A 22786-nucleotide genomic window follows, 5' to 3' on the forward strand; every position below is an offset into this window, starting at 1 on the left:
CAATTATACCATTTTAGTTGAGTGCGCTTTTTATATCGGCGATTTCTTTTCTTAAATCGGCATCGATTTTGACAATTTCGGCAATTTTATCGCAAGCATGAATCACAGTCGTGTGATCTTTGCCACCGAATTCCTTACCAATCTTTGGCAACGAGTTGCTGGTTAGCTCTCTTGAAAGGTACATCGCAATTTGTCGAGGCATCACGATGGATTTCATCCGTTTTTTGCCCTTTAAGTCGTTAATTGAGATATGAAAGTAGGTCGCAACTTTATTTTGAATGTCGACGATCGATAGTTCACGGTTAGCCTTAGTTAACTTGAGGCCACGGAGCGCTTCGTAAACGAGGTCCGTTGTTACTGGCTCATTTTTGAGTTTGGAATAAGCTTGGACTCGGGAAAGTGCGCCCTCTAACTCCCGAACGTTAGAGTCAATTTGACCGGCAATATAGGCCAATGTGTCGTTTGGAATTGCTAAGTTGTCAAGCTTGGCCTTGTTTTTTAGAATGGCGATTCTCGTTTCTAGATCAGGTGGGGTAATATCGACTGGGAGTCCCCAGGCAAACCTTGATACCAGTCGTTCTTGCAGCTTTGGAATTTCTTGGGGAACCCGATCGGATGTTAACACGATCTGTTTGTTATTGTTGTATAACGCGTTAAAGGTATGGAAGAACTCTTCTTGCGTACCTTCTTTTTGCGCAAAGAATTGAATATCATCGACCATTAAAATATCGACGTCCCGGTACTCACGGCGAAATTCTTCTGTCCGGTTAGTTTGGATTGCGTTGATGAAGTCGTTTGTAAAAGCTTCACTGGTAACGTACTTAACGTTAGTTTCCGGATGGTCTTCTAGCCGTTTATTGCCGATAGCCTGCATTAAATGAGTTTTTCCCAAGCCAACTCCACCGTAGAAAAACAGGGGATTATACAGCTTCCCAGGTTCTTCTGAAACGATTAACGCCGCTGCGTGGGCCATTTGGTTTCCCTTGCCAATAATAAAGTTGTCAAAAGTGTAACTCGGATTTAAATGGTTATCTTTGCTAAACGAGAGATCATCGTTTGATAAATTATCGCTATCTTGTTGGTGAAGGTCTGCTGTCTTTGGTTCTTCTTTTTGTACATCGGAGTCGAGAACAAACTTTGGTTCGATATTTCCCTTAGTAATGATGTAGGCATATTCAATCAAGTTAGGGGCCAATTGTTGTTTCCAATAGTCCAGATGTAATTCAGAAGGTAGAGATAAAGTAAGTGTGGCGCCATCAAAGCTAACAGGAGTAACCGGCTTGATCCACGTGTCATATGTGAGATCAGTCGTATTACTACGAAATTGTTTGCTTAATTTTTGCCATAAAGCATCCTTATCGAGCACGGTGATTTTTCCCCCTCTGATTTGAGTCGGTTACGAAATGCAAATTAATTCTAGCATTGTCTATAAAAGTTTTCCACAGGCAAAAGGGACCTGTGCATAAATGTTTCACAGGGAGTGCAAAAAGGTATAATCCACCTGTGGAAAAGTGGAAAACAGGTTAGAAATGACGTGTCACCCACAGGTATCTGTGGATAACTAAAACTGATGTTACCAACTTTGCGCGTGAAAAACAGAAAGCTATCCACAACCTGTGGATAACTTTAAAAACAATCTGTTACTCTGTGGATAACCCTGTTCATATCTCAATATTCTGCTCAAAATTTAACTTAAGTTATCCACACTATTTGTTCATGAAACAAATTTTAAATTTTTTTATTTTTTGATTAGAACATAAAACCCTATTCCATTAATGAGCAATGTATGTTAATATGTTTGGGAAATGCATTTGAACATCTGTCATTAAATGCTTAAACGCGACTTCGAAGTAAAGGAGGATTTTATAATGAAGAGAACATATCAACCAAAGAAGCGTCATCGCGCTCGCGTTCATGGTTTCCGTAAACGCATGAGCAGCAGCAATGGTCGTAAAGTCTTAGCACGTCGCCGTCAAAAGGGTAGAAAATCATTGTCTGTATAGACCACTGACCATTCAGTGGTCTTTTTCATATTTTTTTATAAATTTGTGGAGATGGATCATGCGAAAATCATATCGAGTAAAAAAAGAGGCGGAGTTTCAAAAAGTATTTGAAACTCATAACTCGGTTGCAAATCGTCAATTTGTTGTCTATTCATTAGACAAACCTAACCAGCCACATTTTCGCGTCGGTATTTCTGTTGGTAAAAAAATTGGCAATGCCGTACATAGGAATTGGGTCAAACGGCGGATTCGCCAAGCTTTGCTGGAGTTGAAGCCTGATTTGCGACAAGATGTTGACTTTATCGTGATAGCACGCCCATCAACCGATCAGATGGCGATGACCGAAATTAAGGCTGGTTTAATTCACGTACTTAAGTTGGCAAAGCTGATCGATTCCAACTATGATAGTGGGGAAAAACGTTGAAAAAGAGAATAAAAAAAATACTGGTATTACTATCATTAGTGAGCTTAACCATTGTTCTTTCAGCTTGTAGTAATGCCCCGATTACTGAGCACAGTACGGGAATTTGGGATGGTTGGGTTGTCCTGAACTTCTCACGGGCGATTATCTGGTTGTCTCGGTTCTTTAGCGATAACTATGGAATGGGAATTATTATCTTCACCATTTTAGTTAGAATTGTGATCTTACCTCTGATGATTTACCAAACCAGAAGTATGCGAAAGACGCAAGAGGTTCAACCACAGCTGAAAGCTTTGCAGAAGAAGTATTCTTCACGGGATGCTGAGACGATGCAAAAGCTACAGGCGGAACAAAAGAAACTTTACGCTGAAGCTGGAATTAACCCAATTGCTGGTTGCTTGCCACTGATTGTTCAGATGCCAATTCTGTTTGCTTTGTACCAAGCAATCTGGCGAACACATATCTTAAGAAGCGGCACCTTCTTCTGGTTACAATTAGGACATCCGGATCCGTACTTTATCTTGCCGATCTTAGCTGCTGTCTTTACGTTTATTTCATCTTGGTTAGCAATGAAGGGCCAGCCAGAGTCAAATTCAATGACAACGATGATGACTGTTGGAATGCCATTCTTTATTCTAATTATGGCCGTTAGCTTACCATCCGCTTTGTCACTTTACTGGGTGATCACCAACGCCTTCCAAGTAGGCCAAACATTGGTTATTCAAAATCCTTGGAAGATTCGTCGTGAGCGTGAGCAAAAACAGCGAGAAGAACGTGATCGGGAACGAGCCGTTAAGAAGGCAATTCGAAAAGCAAAACGAAGTAAAAAGAAGTAAATATGTCATTGAATAAATCTTTATTAGTTAAGGTCGCAGAATCGTTATCTGAGATGCTTACTTATAAGATTCAAAAAAACTCCCCGTCTAGGGCTGGCAACAGCCTTGGATGGGGAGTTTTTGATTTGAAAATAGTTAGATTGAGATAGTGCTATTTTGATTGTTTGCGGCGACTTGGGCAATTTGTCATTAGGACAGCTTCTCCAGGCAACTGCCTATAAGTATTCCAGTTGAGATTAGACTTCTTGGCAAAATAGTGAAAACTTGTTACGCCAAGTAAGGATCTGTGCGTAAGCACCTGTTAAGGAAAAATCTCCAAATCCAAAAGATTAATCGTTCTTGGCGACATAGAGAAAACGTGCTGAACCAAGCAGAAAGCTGCACCTAAGCTAGGCCGTTCAAAAATCCAAACCCAGGATTTCTGAACGGCCTAACTTAGGCTCCGCTTTCTAAACGCTTGGTTCCGCACTCTGACCGCTTTGCTCATTTTATTTAGGACAGCTACGTCAGGCAGAAACCGTCGCGTAAGCACCTATCCCAAAAATCCCAGACCCGGGGATTTCTGGGATAGGAGACTTACACCCCGGTTTCTAAACGCCTGACTCCGCTCACTTTATTTAGTAGGACAGCTCCGCAAAGCAGAAACTTCCACATAAGCACCTCGAACAAAAATCCCCCAAAACCAGGGATTTCTGTCCGAGGAGACTTATGTTCCAGTTTCTAAGCGCTTTGCTTTGCTCACTAATCTACGTTCACCGGATTATCCTTCAAACTTACCGGATAGGCCATAACGTCTGCATCCAAAATGTCGTACTGAGTCATTAAAGCATGTTCAACCCTTTCGCCAATTAAGAAGGCGGTTTTTAAGTTGGTGTCGTCATCTAGGTAGACACCGATTTTCATTACCACTTGATCGCCCAGCCAGCGGGGTTCAATCCCTTGAACACCGAGGACCCCGGGGATTTCACTAATTGTCTTACTATATTTTTCAATTGAGGCAGGGTTAAAACCTTCTGTGAGTCTCATAATAGTTGTTTTAAAGATCAAAATTGAGGCGTGTAAAATTAAGAAACCAACGACAATGGTTGCAACCCCATCAAGCCAGTGAGCACCTAAGTAGGCACCACCGATTGACAGGAATGTCCCTAAACTAGTCCACGCATCGCTTTTTAAATCCTGACCAGATGCTTTAAGGGCTTGGTTATTTAATTCCGCTCCCTTTAATGAGTTGTACTTTGCTAAAATCGAAATGATGAACGCTGACAAAAGACTAATGCCTAGCGACCAAATATTCGGATTGACCAAGTGGCCCTCAAAGAAATTACGAACTGCAAAACCACCATCAACCAAAATTTGAATACTAACTGCGAACATAATGGTGGCTGATAAAAGGGCGGCAATATTTTCATACTGCCAGTGGCCTAAAATATGATTTGAATCTGGTGGCCGGCGAGAAACTCTGAGGCCAATAATTAAAATTGCCGCGCCACAGACACCGGTTAAATTATTGAGACCATCGGCAATCAAGACGGTGATATGGTTCCAATAACCAACAATTAGTTCGGCGGTCATGATAAGTGCATAGGACGTTAAGTTTGCGTACGTTATCTTCTGGGCCTCTTGAAGCTTACTAAGCCGGTGCTGACGGTCTATTTGAATGTTTCGACCAGCATCATACTGATTAATATTTGCCAAAATTGACACTTCCTAAAACGAAAACTATTAGATTTCTATATCACTGTTAAGCTAATAAAAATATAGAAGTTATTACCGTCTATTATACCGATTTGATAAAGGTTTGGTTAAATGATGGCTCTAAAGTCATCATTTATTTCAAAGTTTCCGATTAGTTTGCGTTTTTTATCGGAAACCATTTATAAATGATTGTTTTTATGCTAATATAAATTAGTTAAATCCATTCAAATAAAGGGAGTTTATTATGACAATTTACTCTGGAAAAACCATCCAAGACGCCGTAGAACAAGGACTTACTGCATTATCACTCACTCAGGACCAAGTTGAAGTAACGGTTATTCAACAACCCAAAAAGGGATTTTTAGGTTTCGGTCGCAAACCAGCTCAAATCGAAATAACGAAGAAGAACCTCGCTAAGGCTAATAATAGCAACGTTCATTTAAAATCAGAAACCAATCATAAAGACCATGAATCAACTACAAGTGACGAAAAAACGATCGACTTAGAAGATGTTTCGCAACAGCTCGCTAACTACTTAAGTGATGTCATTAAGGCGATGGGCTTTTCGTTTAAATTAAAGTTGGATATTAAAAATAAGCACACAATTTATATCGATATTGATACCGATCAGGAGAGCCGCTTAATTGGTCGGCACGGGCGAACGATTAACGCACTGCAGAACCTTTCTCAAATATTTATTAACCGGTTGGGCGCTAATAATGTCGATGTCGAACTAGATACGGCCAACTATCGTTCTAGAAGAAGTGACGCTTTAAAACAACTGGCTGAAAAAACCGCACGAAATGCAATTGCGAACGGAAAACCAGTTTACCTTAACCCAATGCCGTCCTTTGAACGTAAACAAATTCATAACGTGTTGTCGGATAATGAATATGTCATTACCTATTCCACTGGTAAAGAACCACACCGGGTAATTGTTGTTGCACCAAAGTAAATTCATCGGTGCTAACGCGATTTACAATTGACAAAGTACTCACTTTAAAATATTATAAGGTTAATCATTCTTATCTTAACTAGGTAAAGCAGTCAAAGTGCTTTATCCATGCTAGATCTTTTTAGCGTGGAGTGGCACTTTTTTTGTGCGTTAATAATGGTTTTGTGGTTTAATAGTCACACGATTAGTTGGTTTTATAGGACAGCTGCGCAAAGCAGGAATCTGCGCGTAAGCACCTTTACCAAAAATCCCAGAACCGGGGATTCCTGGTAAAGGAGACTTACACTCCGATTCCTAACCGCTTTGCTCCGCTCACTTATTATAGGACAGCTGCGCAAAGCAACAATCTGCGCGTAAGCACCTCTAACGAAAAATTCCAAACCCAGGAATTTCTCTTGGAGGAGACTTACACCTCGATTGTAAACCGCTTTGTTCCGCTCACTTAATTTAGTAGGACAGCTCCGCAAAGCAGAAACTTCCACATAAGCACCTCGAACAAAAATCCCTCAAAACCAGGGATTTCTGTCCGAGGAGACTTATGTTCCAGTTTCTAAGCGCTTTGTTCCGCTCACTTTATTTCGGAAGGAAGCTTAATCATGGTTTTAACAACAACAGAATTTGACACAATAGCCGCAATTTCGACACCACCTGGTGAAGGTGGTATTTCGATTGTGCGTATTAGTGGCGAGGAAGCCTTAGACGTTGCGAAAAAAATCTATCGGGGAAAGAACCTTGATAAAGTTGCCAGCAACACCATTAACTACGGTCATATCGTCGATCCGGAGACTAATGAAGAAATTGATGAGGTCATGCTTTCCGTGATGAGGGCGCCTCACACATACACTGAGGAAGATATTGTAGAAATCAACTGTCATGGTGGGATTGTTGCAACTAACCGAATTTTACAGCTAGTTTTAAGTACTGGCGCACGAATGGCTGAACCGGGCGAGTTTACTAAGCGCGCATTTTTAAATGGGCGCATTGATTTATCACAATCAGAAGCCGTTATGGATTTGATTGAAGCTAAGACTGACCGATCGATGAAGGCAGCTATCAGTCAGTTAGATGGTAATCTATCCCATCTGATTAAGCACCTTAGAAAGGATATCCTCGACGTTCTTGCTCAGGTTGAGGTTAATATTGATTATCCGGAATACGACGATGTTGAAACGATGACGAGTAAACTACTTCGTGAAAAAGCGACTGACGTCCATGCCCGAATTGTCCAGCTATTGAGCACTGCTAAGCAAGGTAAAATTCTCCGCGAAGGGCTAGCCACTTCGATTATTGGACGCCCTAACGTTGGTAAATCTAGCTTGCTGAATAATTTACTTCACGAAGACAAGGCAATTGTTACCGACGTTCCTGGAACCACACGAGATGTCTTGGAAGAATACGTTAACGTTCGCGGGGTACCACTAAAACTGGTTGACACGGCCGGTATCCGGGATACCCAGGATAAAGTTGAAAAAATTGGTGTGGACCGATCTCGAAAAGCAATTGATAGTGCTGATTTAGTCCTGCTGGTTCTTAATGCAAGCGAAGCCCTTACTGATGAGGACAAGAAGTTATTGGCAGCAACAAAAGCCAAACAGCGAATTATCGTTTTAAATAAGACGGACTTACCAACCAAAATTGAGTTGACACAACTTAAAGCAATTACGAACGGGAAAAACATCATTTCGACCTCTGCAATTAAGGCGAATGGTTTGTCGCAACTTGAAGAACTCATTGCAAACATGTTCTTTAACGAAGGAATTGAAACGAGTCAAAATGACATTATGGTGACGAATGCCCGCCACATTGGGCTATTAAACCAAGCCAAGTCAGCACTCGAAGATGTTATTAAGGGACTTGATGCTGAGATGCCAGTTGATTTAGTGCAGATTGATATGACACGATGCTGGGATTTTCTCGGCGAAATTACGGGTGACAGTTACCAAGATGAACTGATTGATCAACTATTTAGTCAATTCTGTCTAGGAAAATAGCGTGTTTCATGTGAAACATGTATGGAGGAATTTTGTTGAAAAGTTTACGAGTAAGCGATGTTAAGCAAAAATATCGCGCACAAGATTATGACGTTATTGTGGTTGGTGCAGGTCATGCTGGCTGTGAAGCTGCTTTGGCGGCCGCCCGTATGGGAAATAAAACCCTTCTGTTGACAATTAATTTGGATATGGTTGCATTTATGCCATGTAATCCATCGGTTGGTGGTCCAGCCAAAGGAACGGTTGTCAGAGAAGTTGATGCGTTAGGTGGCGAAATGGGCCGAAACATTGATAAGACCTACATTCAAATGAGAATGCTCAATACTGGAAAAGGGCCAGCGGTTCAAGCGCTAAGAGCCCAAGCAGATAAGCATGCCTATCACGCTGAGATGAAACATACGATTGAAAAAGAACCAAACTTAACGTTGCGCCAAGGGATTGTTGATTCCCTGATTGTTGAGGACGGCATTTGCAAGGGTGTGGTGACGAACACAGGCGCCCAGTACCAAGCTAAAGCAGTTGTCATCGCTGCTGGAACGGCTGCTCGCGGTAAGATCATTATTGGCGAGTTGATGTATGCATCTGGTCCTAACAATTCACAGCCAGCCGAAAAGCTATCTGGTAACCTTGAGGAGTTGGGATTTGATCTGGAACGATTCAAAACGGGAACCCCACCACGGGTTGACGGTACCACAATTGATTATTCAAAAACCGAAGAGCAGCCCGGAGACGAAAATCCACATCATTTTAGTTTTGAGTCGGATGATGCTGATTATTTAGCGGTCAAGGACCAGCTGTCTTGCTGGTTAACTTACACAAATGAAACAACTCATAAAATTATTCGTGATAATTTAGACCGGGCACCCATGTTTACTGGGGTTATTGAAGGGGTTGGCCCGCGCTATTGCCCATCCATTGAAGATAAAATTGTTCGGTTTGCGGATAAGAGCCGCCACCAACTCTTCTTAGAGCCAGAGGGACGTCAGACAGAGGAGTGGTATGTCGATGGCTTATCAACTTCAATGCCAGAAGAAGTTCAACAAAGTATGATCCATACAATTGCCGGTTTGGAAAATGCACAAATGATGCGGCCAGGTTATGCGATTGAATACGACGTGGTTGCGCCATATCAACTAAAGCCAACTTTGGAAACAAAAGTGGTTCAAAACCTATTTACGGCTGGTCAAACTAACGGGACTTCTGGTTACGAAGAGGCGGCTGGTCAAGGCTTGATTGCTGGGATTAATGCCGGTCGGCGGGCACTTGGAAAGGGACCGTTTGTGTTGAAGCGTAACGAAGCTTATATCGGCGTTATGATTGATGATTTGGTCACTAAGGGAACCAAAGAACCCTATCGATTATTGACCAGCCGGGCAGAGTACCGGTTGTTACTACGAACGGATAATGCTGACATGCGCTTAACTGAGAAGGGCCATGAAATTGGGTTGATTTCTGATGCCCGGTATCAAAAATTCTTGGCTAAGAAGCGGGCGATTGACGCAGAATTGGACCGCTTAAGCAACATTCGGATTAAGCCTTCTGATGAAGTTAACGCCTTTGTTCAAGAGCACGGTGATAAACCATTACAAGATGGGGTTATTGCGGCCATTTTCTTGCGACGGCCTTACGTAGATTATCAGACCTTAATGCGGTTCATCCCGGCGTCGGATCAACAATTAGATCGCCACGTGATTGAACAGGTTGAAATTCAGACCAAGTATGCGGGTTATATTAAAAAGGCTGAACAGAGCGTTGCCAAGATGAAAAAGATGGAAGCTAAAAAAATTCCTGACCGAATTGATTATGATGCGATCGATGGAATCGCGACTGAAGCTCGTCAAAAGCTACAGAAAATTCATCCAGAAACAATTGCCCAAGCGTCGCGAATTAGTGGGGTTAATCCTGCTGACATTGCGATATTGAGTGTGTATATTCAACAAGGAAAAATAACTAAATTAGCCCAATAGTGCGTTTGTTTTGCTAAGGTGGTGGACAGAGATTGTCTTGCCGCCTTTTTTGATGTTCTTTTAAAATAGCGAGGCAAAAATCCCCATTAATAATTACCTATGAGTTATGATACAGATGCGAATTATGATATGTATTATTTTAGGACAGCTACGCAAAGCAGGGATCTGCGCGTAAGCACCTCTAACAAAAATCCCAAAACCAGGGATTTCTGTTAGAGGAGACTTACACTCCGATCCCTAACCGCTTTGCTCCGCTCACTTGTTTATAGGACAGCTACGCAAAGGCTCTTTCCATGATTCAGCGATTATTGATGCTTCACTCAATAATAATTGCTTGCTTTTCAAACCGCTGATCAAGAATATATCAAACCGGTTGTTCTTTTTACTACTCTGTTGATCAAGGCATCGTTAATTTATGGAAAGAGCCTACGCAAAGCAGAAGCTTGCACCTAAGCCATCTCGACCAGAAATCCAAGCCCAGGATTTCCGGCCAAGATAACTTAGGCTCCAGCTTCTAAGCGCTTTGCTTCGCTCACTTGTTTTTAAGGGGAAAGATATGATGAGTAACAAAATTGCAGTTGTGACAAATGCCGCTGATGGGATTGGCTTGGCAATTTCAAAGAAATTAATGGATCGGGGAATCCAGGTTGTTGCTGCCGGAGACAATAAAGATGCCTTAGGGGAAGTCAGTCATGATTATAAACTCTTTGATGGACAATATGTGGATGCAACTAATGAAGCAGCAGTCAAGAATTTTGTGGAATATGTTGTTGATAGTTATGGTCAAATTAACTATTCTTTTCAGATTGCGGCTGATTCGCAATTTGGTTTGATTGTTAAAAGGCGATTGGCTGATTGGAATTATATGATTAATTTAGTATTGAGTGGCGTTTTTTCGTTCGTTAAGTACGTTGGCCGCCAAATGAAACGACAGCAGAGTGGCCAGATTGTCAATATTTCGTCGCTAGCCGCTCACGTTCAATCGTATGATCCAAAAGATTATTCAGCCATCAAATCAGCAATTAGTCTATTTACCAAAAGCGCAGCGCTCGAACTTGAAGAAGACAATATTCAGGTCAATACGATCATTCCGGGGATTGTTAGGAAAAAATCTGTAGTCAAAACGAGTACTGGCCGCCCACTGGCAGAGCAAAAGCGACTTTCAGTAAAGCGACCGGCAGACCCGGAAGAAATTGCTGGCCCAGCTATTTTTTTAACTAGTGATGAAGCAAGTTATATCAATGGTACGACGTTGGTTGTCGATGGTGGCTGGGAAATTACGGGATATCCGGATGTAAAAGTATAGTGAGCGTAGCAAAGCGGTTAGGGATCGGAGCATAAGTCTCCCCACCCAGAAATCCCTGGGCTTTGGGGATTTTTGGGTGGGGTGCTTATGTGCAGATCCCTGCTTTTGCGGAGCGGTCCTAATCTATCCAATGAAAAACAATCACTAAAGAACTTCTGTATATCAAAAGAAAGCTTAGCCCATTTCCGCGTGATGTAGTGCGCCTTTTCACTGGGCCATTATTTTTGTCAAATAACAAAAGGCCATCGTTCGAAATAAGAACGGTGGCCTTAATTTTGCTGTTGTGGAAGTAAATGACAACTGCTCAATTTTTACAAGTTACCCCGACCCAATTTACCATGAATCGAAAAGAACAATATCATACTGAGCAGCATGCATCCCATAATTGAGAGGGCCATTGGTAGATAAGTGTTACTGCCCATGACGCCGACTAATGGTGACATTATGCCACCGATTGCGTTTTGCGATAGGCCGAGTAATGCTGATAAGCCACCGTTGTTTCGTAGCGAGAGGTTCATAATAATCGATGTCGTGAGGGTAAATAGTACTCCAAATTGGGTCACTGTTAGGAAAACGAGAATAATAACTAGGGGCAAGTTGTTGAAAAATAGTGCACTCAACGTTAGCAGAATGGTTGTGAGTACCGTTGACGACAGTACAAATTTAGCTTGACTAACTTCCGAGAAACGGGCTGCCAGACCACCCGGAATAATTGAGCCGATTGCGATTCCAATGCCATTTAATGCATAGAGAAAACTGAAATTTTGAACTGACATGTGAAAGAAATTCTGAAAAACAAATGACGAGGCTGATATGTAACTAAACAGGCCACCAGAAACTAAGCCGGTTGCTAAAATTAAACGAACAAACTTAGCGTTTTTAAGAAAGCCAAACATTTCTCTCACTGATTCGAGGGGATGGCCGCTAGTTCGTTTCTCGACCGGCAGAGTTTCACCTACGCCAAATAGGAGCGCGATAACCAATACAAAACCAATGATGGCAAGTAAAATAAAGATACCTTTCCAGCTAACGTATTGAATCATGAAGCCACCAATTACTGGTGAGATTACCGGGAAAATACCGTTAACTGCCGATAGCATTGAATAAAATTTGGTCAATAAGGAGCCGGAGAACATATCTGAAGCAATTGCTCGGGACAGTACTTGACCACTGGCCCCAGCAAGGCCTTGAATAAATCGAAGCAAAATTAATAGATAAACGGAATTTGTCAGGGCAATTAGGATGGAAACCAGGCCGAAAATTGAGAAACCAACCATTAGTGGCCGTTTTCTGCCATACTTATCACTTAGTGGCCCGGAGATTAGCTGGCCCAGTGCTAAACCAAGTAGGCAGGCGCTTAAGCTCATTTGAATCAAGGATGCTGATGTTCCTAGGTCTCGGGTCATTTCGGGTAGCGCCGGCAAGTAAAGATCAATTGACAGCGGCCCGGTTGCACTAATTGTTCCTAATATGAATACTAACCAGATACGTTTACCTAAATTGAAACTAGTTTTCATAAGTTTACCTCTTAATAAAGTAGTGAGCGGATCCAAGCGGTTAGAAATCGGAGTGTAAGTCTCTTATCGAGTAAGTTCCCGGGTTTGGAATTTATTCGATAAGTGCTTACGCGCAGGTTTCTGCCTGGAGCAACTGTCTTTGTATTTAACATAGTGTAAAAGTAATTAGCTGCTTTAAAATCTGATTACCAATCGGTTAATTATTCCTTAAAATGTTGTCATGATGGGAAAGTATGCTAAAATTAATGGCGACTGCATTCTAGTAAAAATTTGTAAATTATTGTAGTCCTTAAAGGAGCATTGTAATGAAAGTAATCAGAGAAATTGCGAGCTGGGTGGTTCCAATTCTTGTCGGATTGGCAATTGCCTTTATCGTCGAAAAATTTGTTTTCACGATGGCCCGCGTGGATGGGCCATCGATGGAACCTAACCTTATTAATAATGAACGATTGATCGTCTGGAAGCAAGCCAAGATTAAACATCTTAGCGTAATTGTTTTTGACGCTCATGGAGAAGATCCGACGGCAACGAAGCCCAAGACCGATTATGTTAAGCGGGTAATCGGTTTGCCTGGTGACACCGTATCAAGTAAAGACGGTAATATTTACGTCAACGGTAAGGTGGTTCCGCAGAACTTCATTAGTATGAATGAACGGACAGCCGGAACTGGGAATTGGGATATTAAGTCATTATCAAAGAGTTGGCCCAAAAATACCCATGCTACCAAGGTTCCAAAGGGTGAATACTTCGTCTTGGGAGATCACCGAAGCGTCTCAAATGATGGCCGTTATTGGGGATTTGTTCCAAAAAAGAAGATTATTGGAGTTGCCAAGACCTACTTCTGGGAAACCAATAAGACAAAACGAACCAATGTGAACCGGTTGGGGTATTAGAAAAGTGAGCGGAGCAAAGCGGTTAGGGATCGGAGCATAAGTCTCCCCAGCCAGAAATCCCTGGGCTTGGGGATTTTTGGCTGGGGTGCTTATGCGCAGATTCCTGCTTTGCGTAGCGGTCCTAGAAAAGTGAGCGGAACCAAGCGATTAGAAACCGGAGCCTAAGTTTCCTTCGCCAGAAATCCTGGGCTTGGATTTTTGGTGAAGGAGGCTTAGGTGCAGGTTTCTGCTTTGCGGAGCGGTCCTAATCTGTATAGCCAGAGAAGTTTGGTCAGAGTGCGAAAACGAGCGGTTAACAATCGGAGTGTAAGTCTCCTCCAGCAGAAATTCCTGGGTTTGGAATTTTTGCTGGAGGTGATTACACTCCGATTGTTGCTCGTCTGAGCACGTTTTCACAATGTTGCCAAGAATGGTTGATCTTTTGGCGTTGAGAATTTTTAGGCTACTTGTGCTCCGATCCCTGCTTTGCGGAGTGGTTCCAATCTATATAACCAGAGAAATTTGGTCATATCGCACTTCGGTACAAGCGTCTACTTTGCTCGCTCCATTGTGATTAATTATAAATAAACAATTAACTTTTAAAAACGATCATGCCAATCAAATGACCTTCACAATTGAATTCTTTACTATCAATAAGTCAACTTAGGATTTCTTCCTTACAAGTTGGCTTATTTTTTATAAATTTTATTAGCAAAAACATAAATTAACTTGTTTAAATTATGTAACAACTCTGATCTATCTGCCATTTTAATAATTAAGTAATCTCAGTATCCTTATATACGTAAGCGGTTACAGATACTTAAAGGACATTTCTAAATTAGTGCGCATATAGGAGGTTTTATGAATGAAGTCTGATTTTATGACAATTTCTCAAAATGAAAGAGGGGCAATTACAGCTTTTCGGATTAACAATGACCCATCAAAGATGAACTGGGTGATTGATCCAACGTATCTCAAGTCATTAGAATACCATGATTTAGATAAACTCTTTGGTGAATTTAATATTACGATAAACGGTAAAGCATATCGCAGTGTTGATCAGTCACCGAAAGTTGTCACCAGTGACTTGGCCAGCGAAATTACTTACCAACTTGGTCAGCTTAAGCTTGTTCAACATTTTGAACTGATTGACCAATCGCTTCGGTGGCGATTCACGGTAACTAATCATGATTCCAAAGAGGTTACAATTGATAACCTTGGTTTGTGGGTAAGTTTAGCCTACGTAATGTTTAGGGATAAGGATGTTCATCGAAATGCTAATCAATCAACTGCTGTTTTTCCATCAATTTCCAAAAATTATACTAAACTCGCAGCGGTTCGCCGGGATAATACCAAACCAAATATGGGGCTATATCAGCTTAGTGGCAACGTTTTGTCAGTTGGAACCTTCAATGAATATACTAACCGGTTTTTTGAAAACGTTTCCCCGTCATTAGATGGGATGTTATTTCATGAAATTATTCTTGCCGGTGGCTACGATTCTGATAAGCGGCCCCATAACGACTGGATTTATCCTCAAAATGCGGTCCAAATGAAGCCACAACAGACGCTCACCTGGGAATTTGCCTTACAGCCGTTTGGTGATCAACAAGATTTCTATCAGGTTGCCAAATCGTTTGGCCATCCCCGATTTAGTTTTGAGCCGCTTGTGCAAGAAGGACAGTCCCAAAAATTCAAAATTTCTCTTGCGGCTAACCAAACAATTAAACAGATTTTGATTAAACATAAGCAGAATTCTAAATTGATTGAAGATGATGTTACCAGTCAATTTCATGATAATGAATTAATATACAATCCCACTAGCGTCGGTGAGCACGAGGCTATTCTAAAATTTACTGACGGGACTGTTGATATGGGCGTGTTTAACGTCATGAGTTCTATCAATCAGTTATTACGAAACCGAGTCGATTATCTTTCAAGCCATTCCTATGCTGGTAGCACTGGTAAGGTTCCATATAGCTTTGGACCAGTTTCTAATCAAGGGGAGTCACTTGGGAAGATGACTTTTATTATTCAGGAGTGTTTACTTGATAATCAAGTGAACGACCTGGCACACAAGATTGCCCAAGTCGAAGAAAGTGCTGTGAAGTATGTTCGGCCAAAGTGGTTTGTGGCCGGTGATTTTAAACGGCCACGCAAGCTGTATGGTGATTTTTATCGGGTAATGGATTTAGAATACATTGCTCACTTATTCTACCTATTATCAAAAGTTCCTGCGAAATACCTAAAACTTCATTCCCCAAAGGATTACCTCAATTGGGCAGCACAGGTGTTTGACGTTCGGGTTAATCCAGATCTTCATGATAATCAACGAGGCAAGGAAGAAGCTCAAATGCTGGGAATCTATTTCTTATATATTGAAGACTTATTACAGGATGTTAAAAAGGCAGACCTTACAAAAGAGTATCAAGAGATTTCAAACTCTTGGCAGGCAACGACGAGTCGGGTTACTGCTAACAGTGACACACTAGCTGCTGCTATGACTGAGCACTTCTTTGATAACGCTGGCTTTGGACCAGCTGCTGGTGCACTCGCATTAACCGGGAACGTGGCTGCTGCTAAGAAGTATGGTGAATTATTAAAGGCGAATATTGGCTTTAGCAATGACTTTAGAGCCCAGAGCCCTGATCGTTGGTGGGAAGCGCTCTCCTACATGATTCATTCTTTGTGGGGTGGCGTAACTGCTGCGGCAGCTCAAATTACCGGCGAGAGTTTGCAGGATATTGAACTGGTGGCTGCTGGCTATCGGGCTACCAACGCTGTTTTATACATGTATGATTCAAACGCTTCAACAACTGATAGAATGCTAAAACCAGGCGAGGCGGCTTCAACCTATAGCATTGCTGGTCCTAACTTAAATCGACCAGACTTATCTCGAAACCGGTTTGGACAGTCCATTTTTGCTGCTGATGGCGGTATTTTTAGCCGATTATTTCCGGATGGTTATACCGGTGAAGACGATTGGGATATGGGTGAGGAGCTTGTCGCTTATCTGAACGGGTTCGGCCAGACAACTTATCTATACGTTGATCATAAAGGCCAATATCAAGCAATTAATGGAACGGTTCAAAAAGCTGACGGTAATCAATACCAAGTTCAAAGTTTTGCACCCTATATCCATCAATACGTTAACTTGAATACAAACGAAAAATTTAAATCCGATGCCAAACAAGTTACCTTTGATGCTGGAAGTCGTAAGTTTCAAAATTAGGAAAGCTTTGCAAATCAATAACCGCACCATAAACACAAATTCTAAGCCCGGGAATTTATATTTATGGAGAAACGTTGTGCATCGTTCACTTATTTTAGGACAGCTGCGCCAGGCAGAAACTTCCACATAAGCACCTCTGCCAAAAATCCCCAAAACCAGGGATTTCTGTCAGAGGAGACTTATGTTCCAGTTTCTAACCGCCTGGCTCCGCTCACTTATTTTTAGGAGGTTTCATCATGAAAAGTTCGTTAGGTAGCGCAATTAATAGTAAAGCAAAAATCCCGTTTCATCGAATGTTGGCGTATGCCAGTACAGATACAGCTGGTAACCTGCTTTATACCACGGTATCAACGTTTATCCTGTACTACTACACAGATGTTTTTGGTATCTCAGTCGCTGCTGCAGGAACAATTTTACTAGCAGCCCGGATATTAGATGCTTTTGATGCCCCAATTTGGGGATTCATCATTGATCATACCCATACCAAGTGGGGTCAAAGCCGCCCGTACTGGTTATGGATGGCATTTCCGTTTGCAATCTTCTTTATTCTGATGTTTTGGTCACCAGATCTAAGTACATCTGGAAAGTTCTGGTGGGCATTAGTAACCTATCTATTATTTGGGATTTCATACACCGGAATTGGAACCCCAATTACGTCGATCTTACCTAATTTAAGTAATGACTCAAATGAACGAATTCGCTTGAATAGTACCCGAAGTATTGGTGGGATGATTGGCTACTTTATCACCGCAACGTTTACTTTGAGCTTCGCTGCCTTCTTTGGCAGTAATCCCCAGTCTGGTTGGCGAAACACAGCGTTGATCTTAGCTGTGATCGGATTTGCGCTCTTGATGTTTGCCTTTCTCGATACTCGTGAAATCAACAAACCTAAAAAAGGAATTTCAATTCTCAAGTCTATCAAAGCTGCTAAAGCTAATTGGCCGTGGTTTATCTTAGTAATTGTCTTTATTTTCTACTGGTTAGGAAATGCTTCGCGAACATCAGTGGTGGTTTATTACACGCAATATAACTTAGGACACAAAGATTTTGCCTCAATTCTAAATGCACTCGTAATGTTCCAGATTATTGGGATGGTTGCCATTCCGTTCCTGGTTAAGAAGTTCCGAAAATCCTATATTTTGATGGCGGGGATGTTCTTAGCTGCCTTTGGTCAGATCTTAATTTCGTTTACCGGCAATTCGTTTATTGGCTTATCGCTTGCTTGGGCACTTGCCTCAGTTGGAACGGGAATCTCGGTTACATTACCATTTGCAATGCTTGCGGATACTGTTGATTATGGTGAATGGCGAAATGGGATCCGGGCTAGTGGCTTCTTAACCGCTATTGGAAGTTCGTTTGCGATTAAGATGGGTTCTGGTCTTGGTGGCTGGGCGCCTTCAATGGTGCTTGCACACGCGGGATACAAAGCTGGTGCTGTTCAAAATGCTGGCGTTCTTTCCGCAATCAAGTTTAGTATTTCATGGTTACCCGCTATCTTCTTTATCATCGGAGGGTTACTGATTTTGCTCTATGTTCGATTTGAACGGAAAGAGAAAACGATTCGAACAACCTTAATTGAACGACGTGGTGAACTCAATGAAGGATAATAACAGGAGGAAATTATGAAGGGAACGTTAACGATTGATCCAAATAACCAAATTTCAAGGATTGATGAAAGAATTTATGGCTCGTTTATTGAACAGCTTGGCCGGGCCGTTTACAACGGTATTTATCAGCCAGGTCAGGTGACCGCTGATAAGGATGGCCTTCGACAAGATGTGATTGATGCAATTAAAAAATTAAATGTCCCAATTGTGAGATATCCTGGGGGCAATTTTGTTTCTCAATATAAATGAGAAGATGGTATTGGGCCAAAGGAAAAGCGGCCAACCAGGCTTGATTTGGCTTGGCGGTCGATTGAAACCAATGAGTTTGGTCTTCATGAATTTATGAACTGGACCAAGCAAGTTGGTACAAAAGCTAACATGGCGGTTAACTTAGGAACCCGAGGGATTATGGCCGCAGCTAACTTAGTAGAATACTGTAACTTTGAAAAAGGATCCTATTGGAGTGACTTACGGCGGCAAAATGGTCAAGAAAAGCCTTACAATATCAAGACGTGGTGTCTAGGTAATGAAATGGATGGCCCCTGGGAAATTGGTCAAAAGACAGCTTATGAGTATGGTCACCTAGCTAACGAAGCTGCTAAGGCAATGAGAGCAGTAGATGACTCAATTGAGTTGGTCGCCTGTGGGAGTTCATCAATGGATAACCCAACCTTTGGTGATTGGGAAGCAACCGTTCTTGATCAGTGCTACGACAATGTTGATTACCTCTCCTTGCATCGATACTATGGTTACTACAACGATGACGATCCAAAAGAATTGGATAATTATCTCGGTAAAAACGTTGACCTAGATCAGTTTATCAAGGGCGTGGTAGCCATTTGTGATGCAGTTAAGGCCAAGAAACGAACCGATAAAACAATTAATTTATCTTTTGATGAGTGGAATGTTTGGTACCATTCCAATGACGCTGATACCAAGGTCAAACCATGGCAGAAAGCACCACATCTGCTAGAGGATATTTATAACTTTGAGGATGCATTATTGGTTGGTAGCCTGCTCATTACATTGTTGAAGAATAGTGACCGGGTCAAAATTGCCTGCTTGGCTCAGTTAGTTAATGTGATTGCCCCGATTATGACGGACGACCAGGGTGTTTGGTATCAGTCGATCTTCTATCCATTTATGCAGGTATCTAATTTTGGAAAGGGCGTTGCGCTGGCACCCAACGTGGCCGTTGAAACGTACCGGTCCCGGGAGTTTCCAGAAGTTCCTTATCTGGATAGCATTGCAACCTATGATCAGAAAACTGATGAATTGACCATTTTTGCGGAGAATAAAAATCAAAAGGATAGCCTAACGTTTAATACCGTATTAAAGGAATTAAACGCTACGGAGGTCATTGAAGCGACCCAATTTTATGGTTATGATCCTAAACAGGATAACCGAGATGGTCAAATGAGATTGCAACCATTGACGGCATCAATTGACGATAACCAGATCACAGCAACCTTACAGCCGTTGTCGTGGAATATGATTCGGGTTAGGGTTAACCATTAAATCTAATTAATTACATTTCGATTATTTTTGCGTGCGATTATTTGTCATAGTAGGAAATCACTATAATTAAATTATAGGATATCATGACATTTCTGTGTCACTAATCATCATTCGTATACTTCTTCCGGTATTCTGCTGGTGATAGGTTATAGGTTCGTTTGAATGCATTAGAAAAATAATAAATATTACTATAACCAACTTCCAATGCGATTGTGCTAATTGGCTTTCTGGTTGTCAGTAATCGTTTTACCGCTTCTTCTAATCGATAACGCTGGAGAAAGTTATTTGGCGTGATACCAAAGGTCTTTTTCATACTGGAAGCAATTGAATTGGGATGGACGTGAAATACTTGGCCAAGTGATTCATTGGTAATTTTTTCATCAAAATGATCACGGAGGTACCGTTGGATTTGTTCAGCTAGTACTGTCGCTGGTGATTCGCCTAGATTAGGCAGTTGGATCATTTGTAGTAAATCAATAAATAGTTGTTGGGCTTGCCAGAAGCCAACGTTGTTTTGGTAGGCACTATTTTTAAAGATTCGGTTTATTAAGGAGAATAGATTCTCTTTATTGGTAAAGGACCGTTTCTTTTTTAAATACATGGTGACCGTGGGAGTGAAATAGTGCAGAGTAGGAATATCAATTTCTGAGCCAACTTTGACGGGTTCCTTAGCTTGTACCCACTTTCCCGTGATGGAAAAATGAACCCAGTAGTACTCGGTTTGGGTTTCAGTCGGCTTCCATGAATAGTGGTGATGACGGGGCAGGAGGATAAACATTTCGTTGGCATTAATGGTATAGTTTTCGCCATCCTCTGAAATAAATAACTGTCCTTTCACAATAAAGATGAGAAGGAAATACTGAAGGTCATTTCTATTCGGATGGTTTTCACCCGGTTCAAAAATCGCGTAACCGCCTTGAATAAATGTTGGTAATGGTAGGCACGAAATTGATATGTAATGGTCTTCCAAGCGAGGCACCCCTTTTCTGAAATAGCGGATTACAGTATCTAAAGTATAGCCCTTTTTTAGGGTGGTTGGAAAGCGCTTTATTGACCGCTTGGGATGACTTTTGGCGCACTAGTAACATCCAAAATAGTGACACTGCCGTTCTGAGGTTGTTTAGCAATCGTTCCATCTGCTGAATAAATGGTTGCGAGGTTTCGTAACAACGTTCCGTGGGAAACAACAAGCGCATTTTCGCCATCCTGCAGTTCATTCGTAATTTTGCTGACGGCATTTTTGATTCGGATTTCAGTATGATCGGCTGTTTCTGCTTCGTGAAAGGGATCCGCATCGTGCATAAAATCGCGGACCTTCAAGAGACCATACTGGTTGATTAAAGCTTCTTGGGTAAGGTAACCGAGAGGACGACTAATCATGTTCCAGGTTTGGACGCTATCAATTCCCTCAAAAGAGCCAAAGTAAATCTCGCGGACGTCTTGGTGAACTTCCCGTTTGATGGTATCAGCATGCTTATTTTGGGCTAGAATGATATCCAGGGTGTGAATTGCCCGCATCATATCGGAGCTAATGGCAAGGCTGAAGGTTACGTCGGCAAGGCGTTCACCGGTTGCCTTTGCCTGGGATTCCCCCTTTTTAGTTAAGGGCGAATCCACCCATCCCTGCATCCGATGAAACTGGTTTAAGAGGGTCTGTCCATGTCTAACGAAATAAATGGTTTTCATTTGATGATTCGTCCTTTCAAAACAAGCTTTACATTGATTTTATCACAATAGAACACCGCAAAAACTTTTGAATTTTAAGGTCCATTTAAGGTAGGGACGGTAATCTATAGACAATCAAATATGACGAACAGCCATATTGATTAATAAATTCACTACCCCCCTCTAGTAGCGAATTTAACCCAAGTTTTACTAACCCCTCAACATAGAATTACCCCTCAATATATGATATGCGAAGTTGATAAGGCTGAGACAAAACGGAAATTTTGTCTCAGCCTTATTTTGCGTTTAGTGGTATTTTTTGGTAATGGATAGGGGGGTTGGTTATACGCATGTTGCAGCCTATAATGGGATTGCTATTATAATTTGAGATAGAGGGCCAGTCCGCATGGATCATCAGTTAACTAGAATTAGTAAACGAATTTCATACACCTTACGCCATCACCCTGAGAAGATTGGGCTCTCTTTGGATCCATATGGCCGGGTGGACTTAAAATCATTTATTAGCCATTTCAATCATCACTATGGCACGCCGATTAGTGAAGCTTTAATTAAAGAAATTATGGCTCAAAGTGACAAGCAACGTTATGCCATTGAAGGTGGTACAATTAGGGCACTATATGGGCATAGTGTCCCTGTCAAGCCGCTAACAGCGCCGAAGATGCCACCGAAATTTTTATATCACGGCACGACCCATGCGGCGGCCAAGTTTATTGTGGATGAGGGGCTGAAAAAAATGGACCGTGATTTTGTCCATCTTTCCGCTAATCAACAGATGGCTGTCCAAGTGGGTAAACGCCGGGATCCATCACCAGTTATTTTTGAAGTGGCGGCAATGGAAGCTGCCAATGATGGTGGGTTGTTTTATCACAATAGATGTTGGGAAAACCCGGTATTTTAATGCCGAGATGAATCAACGACTTTGGCATACTGGAGCTGTTGCTTGGTTTTTGAAAAATGAATCCGTGATTGTTGGGATGGATCCGACTCCCCCATTTTGGCCGCCTTCAGTTTCTAAAAATTGTTAACGCCATGATATAATATGATTATCGAATCTGAATATCAGGGGGGATCCAAATGGTTTTGGCCGGGGTGAAGTTAAGAATCTATCCGAATCAGGCCCAACAGCTCAAGATTAAGCTGAATTTTGGTTATAATCGGTTTGTCTGGAACCAAATGTTAA

General features: G+C 41.7%; 17 protein-coding genes and 1 pseudogene. 13 read left to right on the forward strand and 5 right to left on the reverse strand.

The genetic code is table 11. The annotated features are described in order from the left end of the window. Positions 1–13: 13 nt before the first annotated feature. The gene (gene dnaA / locus FC98_RS09720) at positions 14–1366 is read right to left on the reverse strand and encodes a chromosomal replication initiator protein DnaA (protein ID WP_008857206.1); all 1353 of its coding nucleotides are present in this window, start codon (positions 1364–1366) and stop codon (positions 14–16) included. 502 nt (positions 1367–1868) lie between these two features. Between dnaA and rpmH the strand changes: the two genes are divergently transcribed. From rpmH to yidC, 3 genes are read left to right on the forward strand one after another with little or no spacing between them, the layout of a single operon-like run. Next, on the forward strand, positions 1869–2003 hold the full coding sequence (rpmH, locus tag FC98_RS14310; protein ID WP_008857207.1) for a 50S ribosomal protein L34: 135 nt from the start codon (positions 1869–1871) through the stop codon (positions 2001–2003). A gap of 58 nt (positions 2004–2061) precedes the next feature. Next, positions 2062–2427, forward strand: coding sequence for a ribonuclease P protein component (rnpA, locus tag FC98_RS09725; RefSeq protein ID WP_008857208.1), 366 nt, complete (start codon positions 2062–2064; stop codon positions 2425–2427). Continuing rightward, entirely contained in the window at positions 2424–3260 is an 837-nt protein-coding gene (gene yidC, locus FC98_RS09730) for a membrane protein insertase YidC (protein WP_008857209.1), read from the forward strand. The genes rnpA and yidC overlap by 4 nt, the downstream gene beginning before the upstream one ends. A 741-nt stretch (positions 3261–4001) precedes the next feature. Here yidC and FC98_RS09735 read toward each other — a convergent pair. Next, positions 4002–4964, reverse strand: a complete 963-nt coding sequence (locus FC98_RS09735; RefSeq protein WP_054655705.1) for a cation diffusion facilitator family transporter — start codon at positions 4962–4964, stop codon at positions 4002–4004. A gap of 235 nt (positions 4965–5199) precedes the next feature. Between FC98_RS09735 and jag the strand changes: the two genes are divergently transcribed. From jag to FC98_RS09755, 4 genes are all read left to right on the forward strand, one after another. Further along, entirely contained in the window at positions 5200–5910 is a 711-nt protein-coding gene (gene jag, locus FC98_RS09740; protein ID WP_008857213.1) for an RNA-binding cell elongation regulator Jag/EloR, read from the forward strand. Between the two features lie 596 nt (positions 5911–6506). Next, entirely contained in the window at positions 6507–7901 is a 1395-nt protein-coding gene (mnmE, locus tag FC98_RS09745) for a tRNA uridine-5-carboxymethylaminomethyl(34) synthesis GTPase MnmE (protein WP_008857223.1), read from the forward strand. A gap of 17 nt (positions 7902–7918) precedes the next feature. Next, positions 7919–9868, forward strand: coding sequence for a tRNA uridine-5-carboxymethylaminomethyl(34) synthesis enzyme MnmG (gene mnmG / locus FC98_RS09750; RefSeq protein WP_156637281.1), 1950 nt, complete (start codon positions 7919–7921; stop codon positions 9866–9868). 556 nt (positions 9869–10424) lie between these two features. Beyond that, a complete protein-coding gene (locus FC98_RS09755) occupies positions 10425–11174 on the forward strand; it encodes an SDR family NAD(P)-dependent oxidoreductase (protein WP_008855707.1) in 750 nt (249 codons plus the stop codon). Between the two features lie 311 nt (positions 11175–11485). Here the strand turns inward: FC98_RS09755 and FC98_RS09760 are convergent, their stop codons facing one another. Next, the gene (locus FC98_RS09760) at positions 11486–12691 is read right to left on the reverse strand and encodes a multidrug effflux MFS transporter (RefSeq protein WP_054655709.1); all 1206 of its coding nucleotides are present in this window, start codon (positions 12689–12691) and stop codon (positions 11486–11488) included. 305 nt (positions 12692–12996) lie between these two features. On the opposite strand from FC98_RS09760, the gene lepB reads away from it, so the two are divergent. The 4 genes and pseudogenes from lepB to arfA all read left to right on the forward strand — a co-directional run bounded on the left by lepB (position 12997) and on the right by arfA (position 19920). Further along, positions 12997–13584 (forward strand): signal peptidase I, encoded by a 588-nt coding sequence (lepB, locus tag FC98_RS09765; RefSeq protein ID WP_008855711.1) that lies wholly within the window; start codon positions 12997–12999, stop codon positions 13582–13584. A gap of 844 nt (positions 13585–14428) precedes the next feature. Then, on the forward strand, positions 14429–16795 hold the full coding sequence (locus FC98_RS09770; protein WP_056949501.1) for a hypothetical protein: 2367 nt from the start codon (positions 14429–14431) through the stop codon (positions 16793–16795). Positions 16796–17031: 236 nt separating this feature from the next. Then, complete coding sequence (locus FC98_RS09775) at positions 17032–18402, forward strand: MFS transporter (RefSeq protein ID WP_056949502.1); 1371 nt, start codon at positions 17032–17034, stop codon at positions 18400–18402. A gap of 15 nt (positions 18403–18417) precedes the next feature. Further along, a pseudogene (gene arfA, locus FC98_RS09780) lies at positions 18418–19920 on the forward strand (arabinosylfuranosidase ArfA). A gap of 100 nt (positions 19921–20020) precedes the next feature. Here arfA and FC98_RS09785 read toward each other — a convergent pair. Both FC98_RS09785 and FC98_RS09790 read right to left on the reverse strand, forming a co-directional pair. Further along, entirely contained in the window at positions 20021–20890 is an 870-nt protein-coding gene (locus tag FC98_RS09785) for a helix-turn-helix domain-containing protein (RefSeq protein WP_056949503.1), read from the reverse strand. A 77-nt stretch (positions 20891–20967) separates the two neighbouring features. Beyond that, positions 20968–21606: a histidine phosphatase family protein gene (locus FC98_RS09790; RefSeq protein ID WP_082602862.1), complete on the reverse strand. Its 639-nt coding sequence runs from the start codon at positions 21604–21606 to the stop codon at positions 20968–20970. A 385-nt stretch (positions 21607–21991) separates the two neighbouring features. Here FC98_RS09790 and FC98_RS09795 point away from each other — a divergent pair, with 385 nt between their 5' ends. Continuing rightward, the gene (locus FC98_RS09795) at positions 21992–22504 is read left to right on the forward strand and encodes an RNA 2'-phosphotransferase (protein ID WP_008855722.1); all 513 of its coding nucleotides are present in this window, start codon (positions 21992–21994) and stop codon (positions 22502–22504) included. A gap of 176 nt (positions 22505–22680) precedes the next feature. Further along, a partial coding sequence (locus FC98_RS14320; RefSeq protein WP_156637283.1) for a helix-turn-helix domain-containing protein occupies positions 22681–22786 on the forward strand: 106 nt, incomplete at its 3' end.

This window comes from Lentilactobacillus kisonensis DSM 19906 = JCM 15041 (assembly GCF_001434135.1).
GTDB classification, from domain to species: Bacteria; Bacillota; Bacilli; order Lactobacillales; family Lactobacillaceae; genus Lentilactobacillus; species Lentilactobacillus kisonensis.